This is a genomic window from Streptomyces sp. NPDC088246 (genome assembly GCF_044741025.1).
Lineage (GTDB): Bacteria > Actinomycetota > Actinomycetes > Streptomycetales > Streptomycetaceae > Streptomyces.
The window spans coordinates 1-17,251 of sequence record NZ_JBIURV010000093.1 but is presented as its reverse complement, the minus strand read 5'-3'; the positions used below and the strand labels follow the sequence as shown (position 1 = coordinate 17,251).

Below are 17,251 nucleotides of genomic sequence, written 5' to 3'. Positions count from 1 at the left end.
GGTTGAGGTGTCGGGGTGGGGTGTGGTGGCTCGTACGAGGCGGGGTACGTAGGTTTCGCCGTTGCGCAGGGCCAGTTCCGGCTCACCACCCGACAGGACTGTGGCGAGCCGGGGGAGCGGAGGCTGTGTGCCGTCCCAGTCCAACAGGGTGAAACGGTCCGGGTGTTCGGCCTGCGCGGAACGCACCAGACCCCACACGGCCGCACCCGCGAGGTCCACCGGCTCATCGAGCCCGTCACGGGGGCCGACCGCGCCCCGGGTCACCACCACCAACTGCGAGGACGAGAACCGCTCGTCGCCCAGCCACGCCTGAAGTGCCGTCAGCACACCGCCGGTGGCTTCGCGCAGCCGCTCCGGCATGTCGGCGGCGTCCGGCCCTTCCGGGCAGGTCAGTACGACGACATCGGGCACCACGCCGGCCCCCGCGGCGAGGGCTGCCAGGTCGGTGTGCGTCGTGGCGCCGGTCCATTCCCACTGTGTCGCCCGCTCGCCGAGCGCCGCCCAGCTCGTAACGCCAGGGTCCGCCTGGTCCGCGGCGACAGGCAGCGTGTTCCACTCCACGACGTAGAGCGGCGTGTCGGCGCCGTCGCGGGCTGCCGCGATCTGGTCGGCCGACACGGGGCGCATGGCCAACTGCTCTACCACAGCGACCGGTTGGCCCGTCGGGTCGGCGAGGTGGAGACGTACGCCGTCGTTGCCCGCCGGGGTGATGCGTACGCGCAGGGAGGTCGCGCCTGTCGCGTAGACGCAGACGCCGCTCCACGCGAAAGGCAGGGCCGTCTGCCGGGCGCCCTCAGGATCGTCGCTCTTGCCGAGGTCCGTGGCGTGGAGTGCGGCGTCGAGTAGGGCCGGGTGGAGACCGAACGCACCGGCGTCGCCGTGCGCCTCTTCGGGGAGAGCCACTTCGGCGAAGATTTCGCTGCCCTGCTGCCAAGCGGCCTTGAGCCCCTGGAAGTAGGGGCCGTAGTGGTAGCCCTGGGCGGCGAGCCGTTCGTACGTGTCGTGGAGGGGGATGGGCCTGGCGCCCGGCGGCGGCCAGCTGGCCAGGGCGAATTCGGCTCCGGGTGCAGGGAGTTCGGAACTGAGGCTGCCCGTGGCGTGGAGGGTCCAGGGTGTCGCGCCCGCGGCGCCGTGGGGGCGGGAGTGGATGGTGAGGGTGTGGTCGGGGGCGCTGGTCTGGATGCGCAGATCGGTGTGCTGGTCGGGGTGGAGTGCGAGGGGCGCGTGGAGGGTGAGTTCTTCGAGGTGGGGAGTGTGGGTGTGGTGGCCGGCGTGGAGGGCGAGCTCGACGAAGGCGGTGCCGGGCAGGAGGGTGGTGCCCATGATGGCGTGGTCGGCCAGCCAGGCGTGACTCTGCGTGCTGATGCGTCCGGTGAGGACGGTGGTGTCGGTGCCAGGGGCGGTGATGAAGGCGCCAAGCAGCGGATGGTCCGCGGGGGCCTGGCCCAGGGTGGTGACGTCGCCGGTGTCAGGGACGGCGTCCAGCCAATAACGCCGGCGTTGGAAGGGGTAAGTGGGGAGGTTGACGGGGCGGGTCGGGTTGCCGGTGTGGAGGGCGGTCCAGTGGACAGGGTGGCCGCCGGTCCACAGCCGGGCCAGGGCGGTGAGGGTTTCTGGCTGCTCGGGGCGGTTGCGGCGCAGCAGCGGGACGAACACCGCCGTGGAGTCGTCGGGCAGGGCGCCGGGGGCCATGGCGGTGAGGACGGCGTCCGGGCCGACCTCCAGGAACGTCGTCACACCCTCGCCGGCCAGGGCCCGTATCCCGTCCGCGAACCGGACCGCTTGGCGAACATGCGACACCCAGTACTCGGGGGACGTGAGCTCTCCCGGCTTGGCGGTGCGTCCGGTCACGTTGGAGACGACCGGGATACGGGGTTCGGTGTAGTCCAGCACCCGGGCGATCTGCCGGAACTCGTCGAGCATCGGGTCCATCAGGGGTGAGTGGAAGGCGTGCGAGACCTTCAGACGCGACGTCTTGCCGCCCTGCGCGCGTACCGCCTCCACCACCCTCTCCACGGAGGCCTCAGCCCCGGAAACCACCACCGCGCGCGGCCCGTTGACCGCCGCGACCGTGGCGTCCCCGACCCCGTCGAGCAGCGCGCGGACCTCCTCCTCGGTGGCCTGCACGGCCGCCATCACCCCGCCCTCGGGCAGCGCCTGCATCAGCCGGCCGCGCGCCGCGACCAGCGCACACGCGTCCGCCAACGAGAAGACTCCGGCCGCGTGCGCCGCACCGATCTCACCGATCGAATGCCCGGCCAGCACATCGGGCCGCACACCCCACGACTCCACCAGCCGGAACAGCGCCGTCTCCACCGCGAACAGCGCCGGCTGCGCGTACTCCGTACGATCCAGCAGCGCAGCCTCCGCCGACCCCGCCTCAGCGAACAGCACATCCTTCAAAGACCGTTCCAGCTGAAGGTCGAGATGACCGCACGCCTCGTCCAGCGCGGTCTCGAACACCGGGAAGACGGCGGCCAGTTCACGGCCCATACCGACCCGCTGCGCACCCTGCCCCGTGAACAGGAACGCCAGCCGACCGTCAACCACGCTTCCCTGCACGACCTCTGACGCGCTCTCAGTGCTTTCGGCCAGTGCTCGCAGCCCTGCGATCAGCTCGTCGCGCCCGGCGCCCGTCACCACCGCACGGTGGTCCAGTTCCGCCCGCGTCGTCGCCAGCGCGACACCCACGTCCACCGGATCCGGAGCATCCGCACGCTCCATCAGGCCCAACAGCCCCGCCGCCTGCGCGCTGAGCGCGTCGCTCGTCCGGGCGCTGAGAACCAGCGGCAGCGCTGCCGGGTCCGTGGAATCCTGACGCTCCGGGGTCTTCGCCGCCTGCTCCTGCGGTGCCTCTTCGATGATCACGTGCGCGTTCGTACCGCTGATGCCGAACGCGGAGATGCCCGCCCGGCGCGGCCGTCCGTCCGGGGCGTCCCACGGCATGGCCTCGGTGAGCAGTTCCACCTCACCTGCCGACCAGTCGACGTGATGGCTCGGAGCATCCACGTGCAGCGTCTTGGGCAGCATGCCGTGCTGCATGGCCAGCACCATTTTGATCACGCTGGCCGCGCCGCCGGCGGCCTGCGTGTGCCCGAGGTTGGACTTGGCCGAGCCGAGTCGCAACGGCCGGTCGGCGGACCGTTCCTGACCGTACGTCGCCAGGATCGCCTGGGCCTCGATCGGGTCGCCGAGCTTCGTTCCCGTACCGTGCGCGTCGACCGCGTCCACATCGGCCGGGCTCAGTCCCGCGTTGGCCAGGGCCTGCAGGATCAGCCGCTGCTGCGACGGACCGTTCGGCGCGGTGAGGCCGTTGCTGGCGCCGTCCTGGTTGACCGCGCTGCCGCGCAGTACCGCCATCACCCGGTGACCGTTGCGCCGTGCGTCCGACAGGCGCTCCACCACGAACACGCCGGCGCCCTCGGCGAATCCGGTGCCGTCCGCGGCTTCGGCGAAGGCCTTGCAGCGGCCGTCGGCCGCAAGACCGCGCTGCCGGCTGAACGCGGTGAACATGCCGGGGCTGCCCATGACGGCGACGCCGCCCACCAGGGCGAGTGAACACTCGCCGTTGCGCAGCGACTGGGCCGCCAGGTGCATGGAGACCAGCGAGCCCGAGCACGCCGTGTCCACCGTCACGGCCGGGCCTTCCAGACCCAGGGTGTACGAGACGCGGCCGGACGCGACGCTGGGCGCGTTGCCGGTCATCAGGTAGCCGTCGAGGCCCAGCGGGGCCTGGTGCACCCGGGTGCCGTACTCATGCACCTCGGCGCCGAAGAAGACACCGGTCCGGCTGCCCCGGAGTGAGGCCGGGTTGATCCCGGCGCGCTCCAGTGCTTCCCAGGAGGTTTCCAGGATCAGGCGTTGCTGCGGGTCCATCGCCAGCGCCTCGCGGGGGCTGATCTTGAAGAAGTCCGCGTCGAAATCGGCCGCGTTCGCCAGAAAGCCGCCCTTGTCGACGTACGACTTGCCGGGCTGGTCCGGGTCCGGGTCGAACATGCCGGGAACGTCCCAGCCGCGGTCGGTGGGGAAGTCCGAGAGCACCTCACGGCCCTCGGCCATCAACGCCCAGAATTCCTCGGGGGAGTTGACGCCGCCGGGGTAGTGGCAGCCGATGCCGATGATTGCGATGGGGTCGTCGTCGTCCCCCGATGTCTGCCGGACGGCCGCGTCGACGGGCTCGGGGGGCAGGCCGAGGGCCTTGGTGCGTACGAAGCGGCTCAGTTCGAGCGGGGTGGGGTGGTCGTAGACCGCTGTGATGGGCAGTTCCAGACCGGTGGCCGCGGACAGCCGGGTGTGCAGGTCCACTGCCGCCAGCGAGTCGAAACCCAGCTCCAGGAACGGGCGTGCGGTGTCCACCACGTCCTTTGTTTCCGGACGGGCCCGGCGCAGCGCGGCGACGGTCTGCTCGTGCACGATCTCCAGTACGGCGCGTTCCTGCTCGGCCGCGGTCAGCCCCGTGAGCCGCCGCACCAGAGCGGACTGTGGCGCCTCCGGCTTGCTCCTCGGCTTGCCACCGGACTCGGAAAGAATGTTCTCAGACTCGGTCATTCGGTGCACTCCAAAAAGAATTCCGCGGGCGAGGAACAGGGCGGGGAGGGACGGACGGGGAAGGACGGGGCACGGGCCGGACCGGCGGGCGGTCAGGACAGCGGCCGGTCCCCGTACAGGAACGGCTGGTCGTAGCTGCGCTGCACGAAGGACAGCGCTTCGAGCAGGTCTGAGGAGGTGACGGGACGGGCCCGGCGGCCGCCCACCAGGCCGGCAAGGGGCAGCGATCCGGTGTCGGCCCAGCGCAGCCAGCCGTCGCCGTCGATGTGGCTGCGACTGCGGCCGGCGTTGTCCGGATGCAGGCAGTAAGGAATGTCCAGGTAACCGCGCTTGAACGCGAGCAGCAGGGCGTGGCCCAGGTCCGGGTGACTGTTCAGCACCGCGTCGACGAGCGAGCGCGCCTCGGCGTATGTCTGCGAATCCTGCATCGCGGCTTCCGCGGCCGCGGTGGCCGTGGCAGCCGGCACCCCTGGGCCTCCGGTGGCTCCGGCCATCCGGGCCACCCGGTCGGCGTGCTCCAGCGCGGCCACGTTCTCCGCGATGGTGGGGATGCGGCGGGACTCGGCGACGGTCTTGACGATCAGCCGTTCCGAGCCGGTGCTGACCGCGAGTTCGGCGGCCTGCCCGAGCAGCCGGTAGCCGCCCTCGGGCGTCGTGGGATACACACCCATGTAGGCGTAGATCACTACGTGCCAGTCGGCGTCCGGCAGCAGCTCCGCGCACAGCCTGCGGAGCGCGAGCACCGCCTCGCGGTCCTGCGCGCCATTGGTCTGCTGGGCGTAGCTGACGGACAGGTCGCCGATCCCGAGACGGTGGAAGAACAGCGCCTCCAGGACGCTGACGGCGACGAGCATGCTCGGCGGGCACAGCTGGCCCAGCATGCAGCCGCCGAAGGTCTCCATGTGGGGATTGGCGCCCCACTCGCGAAGCTGTGCGAACAGGGTGCCGCTGCGCTCCCAGTTGCGCATCGACTCGTCGAGCGGGGTACGGCCGTACGGCAGGCAGTACGAGACCGGGCCGCCCTCGGTGGCGCTGAGCCCGGCCCGCATCAGGGCGACGAAGATGTCGAACGGCACCGCGGAGCCGTGCCTGACCTGCACCGGGAAGTCGTCGGAGCGCACGTCGCGCAGTACCGAACGGGTGGTCTCGACGTCGTAACTGACAATGGGGAAGCCGTTGAGGCCGATGCCTTCCCGCAGCGCCGCCTCGATCGCGGCGAGGTCCCCGACCCGGGTGTAGCTGTCCAGGGTGAGGGTGCCGACGGTGGTGGCGTCGGCACGCCGGGTGGCGAGCAGCCCTTCGCGCATGGTCGCTGGGTCGCCGAACCCCATGCGGGGCTGCACGACGAGTCGGCCGGCCCGGTGCGAGCGGCGCACGAACGCGCCGAAGTCGCCGACCGGGGAATCCGGAGCGCCGGCCGCCCGCACGGCCGGACCGGGCGGGTCCACGGGCCGGGTGCGCCCCGGGATGACGCCGGGCACGGACGTACCCCCCGTACTGCCGGCGACAGCACGGACTGCCGGGCCCCCGCCGGACACGGAACCGCTTGCCGGGGAGCCACCCTGCGGGACAATGCTCGTTGGGGCTCCGTCCAACGGGACGTTCCCGGACACGGCGCCGGCCGGCGTGGCACCGCCGGGCGTGCCGTCCGGTGCCAGGTCCGGCTCCGTACCGGCCGTCGCGGCAACTCCCGGCTCGGCACCGGCTCTGCCGGCGCCTCGCCGGGCCGGACCGTTCTCCGGCGCCGCAGCGAAGCGGTCGTTCACGACAGTGCTCTCTGCGGTATGCCACCGATGAAGCGCTGGAAGGCGGCGATCTCCTGCGCGCCGTCCTCGAAGACACTGTCGAAGCCCGCGGCGACCAGTTCCGCCACGCGCCCAGCGCCCTCGCCGCCGGAGATGCCGAGCTTCCCACCGATCACCGCGGGCAGCTCCGCCAGTCCAGGCTCGTCGCGGAGCTTCCTGATGACGCGCAGACCGTCCTGGGCGCCGTGACCGTTGACGCTGCTCAGTACGAGCATGGCCGGCGTGCGCTCCAGGCACTCCTGTACGAGCAGCTCGTCCGGGACGCACGGGCCCAGATTCACCACGTCGTACCCCTGCTCCTCGATCAGCAGCTGCATGAACACCAGGTTCCAGGTGTGCGAGTCGGAAGCCAGCCCGCTGACCAGGACCGTCTGCCGGCGTCGCGCCGTGGCCACCGCTGCCGTGTTCGCCTCGGTGCCCGCCGGTCCCGGTTCCGTCAGCTGCCGCGCGAGTAGGGTCATGCCCGCCCTCCACCGACCGGTGCCGGGCCTTCCAACGGGGCCGACGGGGCCGGCGGTGTCAGCGGGACCCGGCTGTGCTCCAGCCGGGACGCGGACACCACCTCACCACCGCGCACCAGCACCTCGGCGGGAGCGGGCCGGCCCAGGAACATCAGGAGGCTCGCGGTGGGGCCGTACGCCCCGGCGTTAGGGATGGTGAGGATGTCGCCGACGCGCAGATTCGGCAGGTCCACCTGCCGGCCGAGCACATCGCCCGGCGTGCACAGCGGACCGACCAGACTGGCGCTCAGCCCTGTGCCGTCCTCGATCTCCTCGGCCTGCTCGGGACCCTCCGGCTGCACCGCCACAGGCAGCAGCCGGCCCAGGCCCGACATCCCGCCGAAGGTGTTGATGCCGGCGTCCAGGATGACGAACGTACGGCCGCGGCTCTCCTTGATGTTGACCACCCGGGTCAGCAGCACACCGCTGTCGCCCACCAGATAGCGGCCGGACTCGCAGGCGAGGTGCGGTGTGCCCCGGCGCCAGTCGGGGAACAGCTCGTCCAGCGTGGTCTCCAGCCGCTCGCGCAGCTTCTCGTACACCGGGCGCTCACCGGGCACGGCGTACGGTGCGGCGAACCCGCCGCCGATGTCCAGGAACCGCAGCGGCAGCCCGTGTTCGCTCTCAAGATCGGCGGCGACCGACAACGTGTGCCGGAACTCCCCGACCAGGCTGTCCTCGTCCCTGGCATTGCTGAGCGGGAAGAAGTGCGCACCCGCGACCCGGGTGCCGGGCACCGCGCGCAGTTTGGGCAGTACCTCGCCCAGCGTCTCGGTGTCGATGCCGAACTGCGAGGGCGTGCCGGTCATGCGGATGCTGGTGGTGGCGCTGGCCGAGGCGCTGTTGATGCGCAGCAGACAGTCGGCCACCACCCCCTGGACACCGGCGGCGGCGCCCACGTGCTCCAGGTCGGTGAGGGACTCCACCGAGAACAGCCGCACCCCGGCGCCGATGGCGTCGACCAGCTCGCCGTCCGTCTTGCCAGGACCGGTGTAAAGGATCTCCGCCGGATCGAACCCGGCCTCCAGTGCGGCGCCCAGCTCGCCCAGCGAGCTGATCTCGGCCCGGCAGACGCGCCCGTCGCCCGCGCCAAGGGCGCGCAGCACCTCCGGGTGCGGATTGGCCTTGACCGCGCTGAACAGACTGAACGGTTCAGGCAGAGCGTCGAACAGGTCCTGCCGCGCCGCGGCGACCCGGTCCAGGTCGTACACGTACAGCGGAGTGCCGTACCGCTCGGCCAGCGCGGTGTACCGAGTCACTGATCGCTCCCGTCGAGCAGCTCGGCGAGCTGCTTCTTCTCGTTCTTGCCGTGCAGGGTGAGGGGGAAATCGCTGAGTACCCGACAGGTCGCTGGAACCTTCTGCCGCTCCAGCCGACCCGCCAGCTCGCGCAGGATCGCGTGTGGCGCGAGATCGGACTCCACGAACAGCGCCAGGTCGTGCCGGTCCGAGGGCGGCAGCACCGCCGCCTGCCGCACGCCGGGAATGTCCATGGCGGCGGCCTCGATCTCGATGGTGCTCATCCGGATGCCCTTGCGCTTGAACATGTCGTCGCGGCGGCCCTGGAAGTACAGATAGCCGTCCTCGTCGAGAGAGCCGTAGTCCCCGGTGTGCAGCCGCAGCTCTCCGGAGGGCTCGTGACGGCGGAAGTTGCGCGCGCTCACCTCCGGATTGCGCCAGTACCCGGGCATCACGTGCGGGCCCGCGGCGACGATCTCGCCGGACTCCCCGGCGGGCACGGGCTCGCCGTCCTCGCCCAGGATGAGGACCCGGGTGCCGGGCAGCGGCAGACCGACCGAGTCGGGCCGCTCGCGGTCCTGCCCCGGCGGCATGATGGAGACGCGCTTGCACTCGGTCTGCCCGAACTGGCGGACCACACGCGCACCGGGGAACGCGTCGCGCAGCGTCTCGATGGTCGGCTGGGGCAGCGCGGCACCGGTGTTGGTGAACATCCGCACCAGGGGCGCGGGATTCTCGGAGCGGCGCGCCAGCGTGGCGATCATGGTGGCCAGCGACGGCACGATCGGGACGACGGTGGCCCCGCTGTCCCTGATGGCGGACAGCAGCCGGAGGTCCGACTCGCCGTCGGCCAGCACGATTTCGCTGCGCCCGACCGCGCACATCAGGACCTTGTACAGGCCGTAGTCCCAGGACATCGGGAAGCGGCAGAACACCACGTCGTCGGGGCGGTAGCCGAGCACCTGGACCATCGACCGGGTGGCGAAGGTGATCTGCGCGTGCGGGCAGATCACTGCCTTCGGGGCGGCGGTGCTGCCCGAGGTGTAGACGAGGACCGCGGGCTGGTCCGGCGCGACGTCGACCGCCGTCTGCGGCCGCGGGCCCCGGTCGGCGATCTTCTCCACCTCGCTCCACACACCGCCGAACGGGTGGACGGGGGCCGTGGTGACCGTGCTGAGCGTCTCGTGCTGTCCTTCGGCGCCGATGACCAGGGCGGGCTCGGCGTTCTCCAGCACCGAACGCAGGTGGAATGCCTTCATGTTCGGGTTGAGCGGTACGAAGACGACTCCGCGCCGGGACGCGCCGTAGAACAGGGCGACCAGTTCCCGGTTGGTCGGCAACTGTACGACCAGGCGATCGCCCGGTCCGAGACCCTGCGCCTCCAGCCAGTCGGCGAAGGCGCGGCTGTACTTGTCGAGACGGGCGTAGCTCCACTGCCCGTCGGCGTCGCTGACCGCCGCCGATGAGGGCGTGGAGGAGACGGCCTCGTCCAGCAGGGTGTGGACAAGGCTGCCATGACTGTGGCCGGGCAGGGGGACCCCGTGCACCGCGCCGGAAGTGCTGTCCAACGCTCTTCTCCTGTCAGGTCGTCGGCGTGCTGGGCTTGCTGGACGTGCTGGTGGTCTCAGTGGTGGCGCCGGGGGCGCTGTGCGTACGGGCCGCTTCCAGCCGCGCCTCGGCACGGCCCCGCAGTACACCCCGGTCGGTCTTCCGGTTGGAATTGAGCGGGAACTCGTCCAGCCGCCAGTAGTGCCTGGGCGTCATGCCCTGCGGCAGGACCGCCCGCAGCTGCCGGGCGAACGTGGCGGCGGGCACGGCCGAACCGGTGTAGAAGACCGCGAGTTCGGTGCCCGAAGCGCCGGCCACATCGACCGTGACCGCCTCGATGACGCCCTCGCAGCCGCGCAGCGCGTGGTCGATCTCAGGGAGCTCCACGCGCCATCCCGCGATCTGCACCTGCGAGTCCAGCCGTCCCAGGTAGGCGAGTTCGCCGTCCTCGCCGATTCGCCGGACCCGGTCTCCGGTGCGGTACCAGGTGCGCTCGTCGTGCTCCAGGAAGCGGCCTTCGTTGTCAGCCGGATCGAGGTAGCCGCACGTCATCTGAGGTCCCGTCACACACAACTCACCCTCACTGAGGTCGGGTTGGCCACCTTCGTCGAGCAGGAGGTGGTCGTGTCCGTCGTTGACCCGGCCGATCGGCACCACGCCGTTCACCGCGATCCCCGGGGAACGCTCCGGCTCCCACCGGTGCGCGGCGATCGTGATCGTCAGCTCGGTCGGTCCGTACAGGTTCTCCAGCGTCGAATGCGGCGCGGCCGCCTGCCAGGCGGCGGCGTCCTGACAGGTCAGTGCCTCACCGGCGAAGAAGCTCCAGCGCAGTCCGGACAGAGCGCCGGGAGCCAGCCCGCCGAGACGGCGCACCAGCGGGATCGCGCTGGGCGTGGAGAACCACACCGTTGTCCGGCTCTCGGCCAGGAAGGTGGGCATCGCGCGGTACGCATCGGGCGGCGCCCACAGTGCGGTCGCCCCCGCACCCCAGGCGCAGAACAGGTCGAACATCGCGCAGTCGAAGTTGAGGTCGAAGGTCTGGGAGAAGACGTCCTGCGGCGTGAAGTCGTAGCGCTCGTCCTGGAGCCGGAAGTAGTGCGAGGCACTTCCGTGGCTGATCGGCACGCCCTTGGGGCGGCCCGTCGACCCGGAGGTGAACAACACGTACGCCGCGTCGGCCGGCCGCACCGGGCGCGGCTCGCTCAGCGCACCGGCCGCTTCCGGGACGATCCGGTCGACACTCGGATGCGTACCGGGTCCGCAACCGGGCGCGAGGACGGGCAGTACGCCGTCGGGGCCACCAGTGTCGAGCGGCTCCTCGCCGTTTGGCCCCGGTGCCATCAGCTCCGGCAACTGAGCCCAGCCGGCCTTGTCGGCGATGACGGCGGACACCTGGGCGGCCCGCATCATGCGGCGGGTGCGCGCCGGGGGGAAGCCCGGTTGCAGCGGCACGACGGTGGCCCCCGCGTACAGCGCCGCGAGGATGCCGACGTACGCGTCGACTCCCTTCGCCGCCAGCACCGCCACGGTGCTCGGCGGTTTGCGCACCGCGCGCAGCAGCGCGCCTGCCCAGACGAGCGCCCTCTCGTGCGCCTGCTCGTACGTGACCGAGTCGGCCCCGACCCGTACCGCGTCGTTGCGCGGCGCCAGGTCGACTCCGCGCAGAAAACGCCCGTGCAGCGCCTCTCCCACGGTTGCGTCCACTGCTCCTCCTTCGATGCTCGACCCTGCGGGTCCCGGGTGCCGCGGATTCAGGCGGCCTGCTCCTCGACCAGACCGGACAGCACCTTCCACAGCACACCGGGGGTCTGGAACGTCTCCTGGCCGAGTGCCTCGTCCTGGAACCGCACGTCGTACGTCTGCTCCAGCGCCGCGAGCAGCTCGACGATGCCGAGCGAGTCCAGGCCCAGGTCGCGCAGCGTGGTGTCCTCGGAGAGCTTCTCGTCGGCGCCGAGGAACGGCAGGAACCTGCGCAGCAGGTCATCGAACTTCTGGTCCCACATGGTGAATTGCCTTTCGGGAGAGGTGAGAGGGGAACGGTTCAGGTACGGGCGGGCTGCGGCCTCGGCTGGAGAGCGACCCGCGGCGTGACCGGCACCACCTCGAAGTTGGACGTCGTGCGCCGCACCCGGCCGAAGAGACTGTCCTGACCGGCCACGCACACGGCGCCGACGCCGGCTTCGCGCAGCGCGTCGACGACCGCGGGCCAGCGCATCGGGCGTACGCAGCTGTCCAGCAGCATGGTGCGCACCCCCTCACCCGTGGTGATCAGAGAGCCGTCCTGATCCGCGACGACCGGGATCCGCGGGTCGGCGAAGTCCAGGGGCCCGAAGACCTCTTCCTGGGCGCGGGCGCGCAGTCCTCCGAACGCCGAGCAGTGCATCGGCGGCCGCATCGAGTACAGCGACAGGCCGCCCAGTGAACGCAGCCTGGGCTTCAGCCATTCGAGGTTGTGCTCGCGCAGCGTGAGCATGTAGAAGTCGTCGTCGATGTAGCAGGAGATCTCGTATGTCTCGCCGCGTTCGTCCAGCTCTGCCAGTACTTCGCGCAGCTTGTCCTCGGGCACCCGCACGAAGGAGTGGGTGACCAGGTCCTTGAACTCTGTACTGAAGTAGTCCTCCAGCAGGCGCGCGAATCCGGCGGTGGCGCGGACGGCGTCGGGGAAGTCCAGCGCGCCGCTGAACGCGGCGGCCGGCTTCTCGCCGAAGCTCGGCCCCGTGCACAGCTCGGCCTCGACACCCAGCGTGTGCCCGGCCCACTGGGCCAGCGCCAGCGAGTTGACCATGAACGCGACCTGGGCGTATTCGCTGTAGTCGCCCTCGGTCTGCCGGTAGCGGTCGAGCAGCGAGTACCCGAGGACCTGGTCGGCGGTGGCGACCAGCTTCCGGGCGTAGGGGTTGATGACCATGAACTTCCCGACCTCCGCGAAGGGGGTGGGCCCCATGCCGGGGAAGATCATCGCGGTACCGGTCCGGGATGCGGTGGTCATGTGCACGGTCCCTTCGAGACGTACAGGCATACGGAGGCACAGGCGTTGAGTTGCGGGGGTGATGGAGCGGGCGGGCGGACGGGTTACGGGGAGCGGCGCCCGTACACGTACAGCTACTCCTCGGGAGCGAGCAGCACGCCGGTGCTGGTGTCGTGCACCGTGATCGCGGACACCGGGCAGGTCTCCGCGGCGTCCAGCGCCGCCTCGTCGGGTTCCGTCGTCCCGACCCGCGGGTAGGACTTGCCGGACCGCAACTCGAAGTGGCCGGGCGCGTAATTGGCGCACACCGAGGCGCCGATGCAGGCCGTCCGGTCGACGGCGATGGCCCAACTGCTCACCAAGTCACTCGCAGCCGCTTCGGACCGCGCACCAGCATTCCCTGCTTCCAGACGACACTGTCCTCGACATCGGCGATGTCCAGGGTGGGGAAGCGCTCGATGAGGGTGCTCAGCACACTCTGGAGCTCCATCCGGGCCAGCTGGGCGCCCAGACAGTGGTGCGGTCCGTGACCGAAGCCGATGTGCGGATTGTTCTCGCGGGTCACGTCGAGCCGCTCGGGGTCCTCGAAGATCTCGGGGTCGCGGTTGGCCGAGGCCACCGAACCGAGCACCGGTTCACCGGCCTTCACCGTGACATCACCGAACTGGACGTCCTCCAGGGCGTACCTGGCGAACATCGCGGAGTAGTTCAGCGGGATCCAACGCACCAGTTCCTCGACCGCCTGCGGCACCAACTTCGGCTTGGCGCAGAGCAGTTCCCACTGTTCGCGCTGGCTGAGCAGTGCGTAGAGGAAGTTGGGGATCTGCGAGGCGGTCGTCTCGGTGCCGGTGATGAGCAAGCCACCGGTCACATGCATGACCAGCTCCTCCTCGCTCAGCCGGTCGCCGTCCTCGTCACGCGTCTTGACCAGCGCGCCGAGCAGGTCCTCGGTGGGATTGCGACGCCGCTCCGCGACCAGCTCGCCGATGTAGGCGAACAGCTCCTTGGCGTTGCGCTCCATCTCTTCCCACGGCAGCGCCGTCGTGGAGACCATCGCCTCGGACCAGACGCGCAGCTTGGGGCGGTCCGCCGCCGGCACACCCAGCATCTCGGAGATCACCGTCACCGGCACGGGGACGGCGAAGTTCTCCACCATCTCGAAGGGGCCGCCCTGCTCGACCATGGTGTCGGCCAGGCCGTTCACGATCCGCTGGGTGTCCGCGCGCATCAGCTCCACGCGGCGCCCGGTGAACGCCTTGGCGACCAGCTTGCGAAGTCGGGCGTGGTCCGGTGCGTCCATGCCGACCAGACCGTCGTCCAAGTGCTCGCCGGGGTGGGTGCGCGGCTGGTTGCGCGTCCTGGCCATCGCCCGGCTGAAGCGGGGGTCGGCCAGGACGGTGCGTACGTCCTGGTAGCGCGTGGCCAGCCAGGCGGGTTCGCCGATCGGGAACTGCACCCGGCTCAGCGGTTCCTCCGTACGCAGCTTCGCGTACATGGGGTCGAGTATGAGCCGGTCCGGCTCGCTGAACGGATATGCGCGAACCTCCTGAGCAGTGGTCACCCGCGTGCCTCATCCTTCAAGTTGTTGAGTTCTTGGTGTTCTTGGAGTTCCTTGAGAAAACCGACCATGACCGAGGTGAAACGCTCGGGCTCTTCGATGTGCGGCATGTGACTGGATTCCTCGAAGATTTCCCAGCGCACTTTCGGTATGCGCTCGAAATAGGGTCGGACGGTGGCCGGCGTGGCCTCGTCGTAACGCCCGCTGATCAATAGGGTCGGTACTTCGATGTGCGGCAGCCGGTCTTCGACCGACCAGTCCTTGAGCGTCCCGATGACATGGAATTCATTGGGCCCGTTCATGGCGTGGTAGACGGTCGGATCGTCATTGATCTCCATGAAGGTGGCCAGATAGTCCCGGGGCCACGGAAGGACGCGGCACACATGACGGTCGTAGAAGACCCGCATGGCCGCGAAGTATTCGTCGGTGTCCGTGGTGCCCGCGGCCTCGTGCTGGAGCAGCGTCTCCTGCACCTCTGGCGGAAGCTGCTCCCTGAGCACCTTCATCTCCTGGAGCCACAGCGGCATCGACGCCGGTGAGTTGGCGATCACCAGGCCGCGTAGTCCGGCCGGCCGGTCGGAGGCATGAGCCGCGGCCAGCATCCCGCCCCAGGACTGACCGAACAGAATGTAGTTGTCGGCCACCCCGAGGTGCCGCAACAGGTTGTCGAGTTCGTCCCGGAAGAGCTGGACGGTCCAGAAGTCCGCCCCGTTGTCCGGCAGCCGCGTCGACCCGCCGTTCCCCAGCTGGTCGTAGTGGACTACCGGCCGGCCGGCCTCCGCCAGGGCCGTCATGCTCAGCAGGTAGTCGTGCGTGCTGCCGGGACCACCGTGCAGTACGACGACGGGCGGCAGTCCGCAGCGGAGATCCCCGGTGACGCGGTACCAGGTCTTGTAATCGCCGAAGGGGGCGGTTCCTCTGACGGTCGGTGTCGCGGGCATATTCCCACCCCAGGTCAATGTTTCGCAGCCTTCAACGGGAAGAACGCTATAGCAGCGAGGTAGCCGGGCAGACCCCTAGCAGCCCCTATGAGCCCTTAGTTGAAGGGCTTCTTCGCCGACCCCTGGATATGGTGGTTCACCAAGTGATTCTTAAGAGTGCCCATAGCTTCGGTATTTACGTAGGGGCCCCTGTCGGCGACCGCTAGTAGGGGTGGCTAGGGGGGGTCTATGGGTGGTCGGCGGATGAGGGCCGCCCGTAGCGTTCGGATGGACAATCCGAACGGGTTCAGGGGGTTCTTGGGTGGAAAGCGAGAAGAAGCTTCTCGACTACCTCAAGCGAGCGACGGCCGATCTTCGGGAGGCACGCCGCCAGTTGCGCGAAGCCGAGCGCAGGGAACACGAGCCCATCGCGATCGTCGGCATGAGCTGCCGCTATCCGGGTGGCGTCACATCTCCCGAGGAGCTGTGGCAACTACTGGAAACCGGCCGGGACGGAATCTCCGGATTCCCCGCCGGGCGTGGCTGGGACATCGAGGGACTGTACGACCCCGACCCGGACCAGCCCGGCAAGACCTATGCCCGTGAGGGCGGATTCCTGCACGACGCGGCCGACTTCGACGCCGAGTTCTTCGGCATCGGCCCGCGCGAGGCACTGGCGATGGACCCGCAGCAGCGGCTGCTCCTGGAGGCCTCCTGGGAAGCACTGGAGCGCGCCGGGCTCGACCCGCACTCACTGCGCGGCAGTCGGACCGGTGTCTTCGCCGGAGTGATGTACCACGACTACGCCTCGCGCCTGTCCAGCATTCCGGACGAGGTGGACGGGTACATCGGCAACGGCAATTCAGGCAGCGTCGTGTCGGGCCGCGTCTCCTACGCCCTGGGGCTGGAAGGCCCGGCGGTGACGGTGGACACGGCGTGCTCGTCGTCGCTGGTGGCGCTGCACTGGGCGGTACAGGCGCTGCGCAACGGCGAATGCTCGCTGGCCCTGGCCGGCGGTGTGACGGTGATGTCGACGCCCGACACCTTCACCGAGTTCAGCCGGCAGCGCGGGCTCGCGGCCGACGGCCGCTGCAAGGCCTTCGCCGAAGCCGCGGACGGCACCGGGTGGGGCGAGGGTGTAGGTGTGCTGTTGGTGGAGCGGCTCTCCGACGCCCAGCGCAACGGCCACCGCGTGCTGGGAGTGGTACGGGGCAGCGCGGTCAACCAGGACGGGGCCAGCAGCAGTCTGACGGCGCCGAACGGCCCGTCGCAGCAGCGGGTCATCCTGCAGGCACTGGCAAACGCGCGGCTGCGTCCGGCTGACGTGGACGCGGTGGAGGCGCACGGTACGGGTACGAAGCTCGGCGACCCGATCGAGGCGCAGGCGCTGCTGGCGACGTACGGTCAGAACCGTTCGGACCAGGGCCCATTGTGGCTCGGATCGGTGAAGTCGAATCTGGGTCATACACAGGCTGCGGCGGGTGTGGCCGGGATCATCAAGATGGTCATGGCGATGCGTCATGGTGTGCTGCCCAAGACGTTGCATGTGGATGAGCCGTCGTCGAAGGTGGACTGGACGGTGGGGCGGGTGGAGCTGCTGACCGAGGCGGTGGCCTGGGACAGTGCGCGGCCGCGCCGGGCGGGAGTCTCGTCGTTCGGGATCAGCGGGACGAACGCGCACGTGATCATCGAAGAGGCGCCCCAGGAGGAGGCGGCCCCGGAGCGTCAGGATGCCGCGCAGCCGACGCTGTCACTGTTGCTCAGCGCGCGGACCGATGGTGCGCTGCGGGCGCAGGCGGCCGGTCTGGTGGGCCTGCTGGAAGGGGCGCAGGCTCCTCATCCGGTGGATGTGGCCCTGGCCCTGGCCACGTCCCGTGCGCAGCTGGAGTGTCGTGCGGTGGTCACCGGTGCGGAGCGTGGGCAGTTGCTGTCCGGGCTACGGGCACTGGAGGCCGGCGAGGAGGCGGGTGTCGTGCGGGGCACGGAGGGAGAGGGGCGGCTGGCCTTCCTGTTCACCGGGCAAGGCGCCCAACGCCCCGGTATGGGACGCGAACTCGCCGCAGCTTTTCCAGTGTTCGCGGCAGCCCTGGACGAGGTGTGCGGATACCTGGACCCTCTGCTGGATCATCCCCTGAAGGATGTGCTCTTCGCTCAGGAGGGTTCGGA

General features: G+C 70.1%; 12 protein-coding genes. 1 reads left to right on the top strand and 11 read right to left on the bottom strand.

What is annotated here, in order from left to right:
* From ACIPEK_RS44605 to ACIPEK_RS44555, 11 genes are all read right to left on the bottom strand, one after another.
* Window positions 1-4,548, bottom strand: a 4,548-nt coding sequence (locus ACIPEK_RS44605) for a type I polyketide synthase (RefSeq protein WP_402008409.1), incomplete at its 3' end; no start/stop codon positions are given.
* A gap of 92 nt (window positions 4,549-4,640) precedes the next feature.
* Window positions 4,641-5,996 carry a methylaspartate mutase gene (locus tag ACIPEK_RS44600; RefSeq protein WP_402008413.1) on the bottom strand — a complete coding sequence of 452 codons (1,356 nt, stop codon included), beginning with the start codon at window positions 5,994-5,996 and terminating at the stop codon, window positions 4,641-4,643.
* Between the two features lie 314 nt (window positions 5,997-6,310).
* The gene (locus ACIPEK_RS44595) at window positions 6,311-6,814 is read right to left on the bottom strand and encodes a cobalamin B12-binding domain-containing protein (protein WP_402008407.1); all 504 of its coding nucleotides are present in this window, start codon (window positions 6,812-6,814) and stop codon (window positions 6,311-6,313) included.
* The gene (locus ACIPEK_RS44590; RefSeq protein WP_402008405.1) at window positions 6,811-8,112 is read right to left on the bottom strand and encodes a type III PLP-dependent enzyme; all 1,302 of its coding nucleotides are present in this window, start codon (window positions 8,110-8,112) and stop codon (window positions 6,811-6,813) included. The genes ACIPEK_RS44595 and ACIPEK_RS44590 overlap by 4 nt, the downstream gene beginning before the upstream one ends.
* Complete coding sequence (locus ACIPEK_RS44585) at window positions 8,109-9,638, bottom strand: AMP-binding protein (protein ID WP_402008411.1); 1,530 nt, start codon at window positions 9,636-9,638, stop codon at window positions 8,109-8,111. Before ACIPEK_RS44585 ends, ACIPEK_RS44590 begins: the two co-directional genes overlap by 4 nt.
* Window positions 9,639-9,672: 34 nt before the next feature.
* Window positions 9,673-11,343 carry an AMP-binding protein gene (locus tag ACIPEK_RS44580; protein ID WP_402008403.1) on the bottom strand — a complete coding sequence of 557 codons (1,671 nt, stop codon included), beginning with the start codon at window positions 11,341-11,343 and terminating at the stop codon, window positions 9,673-9,675.
* A 47-nt stretch (window positions 11,344-11,390) separates the two neighbouring features.
* Window positions 11,391-11,642: an acyl carrier protein gene (locus ACIPEK_RS44575; RefSeq protein WP_402008401.1), complete on the bottom strand. Its 252-nt coding sequence runs from the start codon at window positions 11,640-11,642 to the stop codon at window positions 11,391-11,393.
* A 38-nt stretch (window positions 11,643-11,680) separates the two neighbouring features.
* On the bottom strand, window positions 11,681-12,628 hold the full coding sequence (locus ACIPEK_RS44570; protein ID WP_402008399.1) for an ACP S-malonyltransferase: 948 nt from the start codon (window positions 12,626-12,628) through the stop codon (window positions 11,681-11,683).
* A gap of 113 nt (window positions 12,629-12,741) precedes the next feature.
* Complete coding sequence (locus ACIPEK_RS44565) at window positions 12,742-12,966, bottom strand: ferredoxin (protein ID WP_266430973.1); 225 nt, start codon at window positions 12,964-12,966, stop codon at window positions 12,742-12,744.
* The gene (locus ACIPEK_RS44560; RefSeq protein WP_402008397.1) at window positions 12,963-14,168 is read right to left on the bottom strand and encodes a cytochrome P450; all 1,206 of its coding nucleotides are present in this window, start codon (window positions 14,166-14,168) and stop codon (window positions 12,963-12,965) included. Before ACIPEK_RS44560 ends, ACIPEK_RS44565 begins: the two co-directional genes overlap by 4 nt.
* Entirely contained in the window at window positions 14,165-15,106 is a 942-nt protein-coding gene (locus ACIPEK_RS44555; protein ID WP_402008395.1) for a proline iminopeptidase-family hydrolase, read from the bottom strand. Before ACIPEK_RS44555 ends, ACIPEK_RS44560 begins: the two co-directional genes overlap by 4 nt.
* A gap of 301 nt (window positions 15,107-15,407) precedes the next feature.
* Between ACIPEK_RS44555 and ACIPEK_RS44550 the strand changes: the two genes are divergently transcribed.
* Window positions 15,408-17,251 (top strand): type I polyketide synthase (locus ACIPEK_RS44550; RefSeq protein ID WP_402008393.1); only part of this gene is annotated, 1,844 nt, incomplete at its 3' end.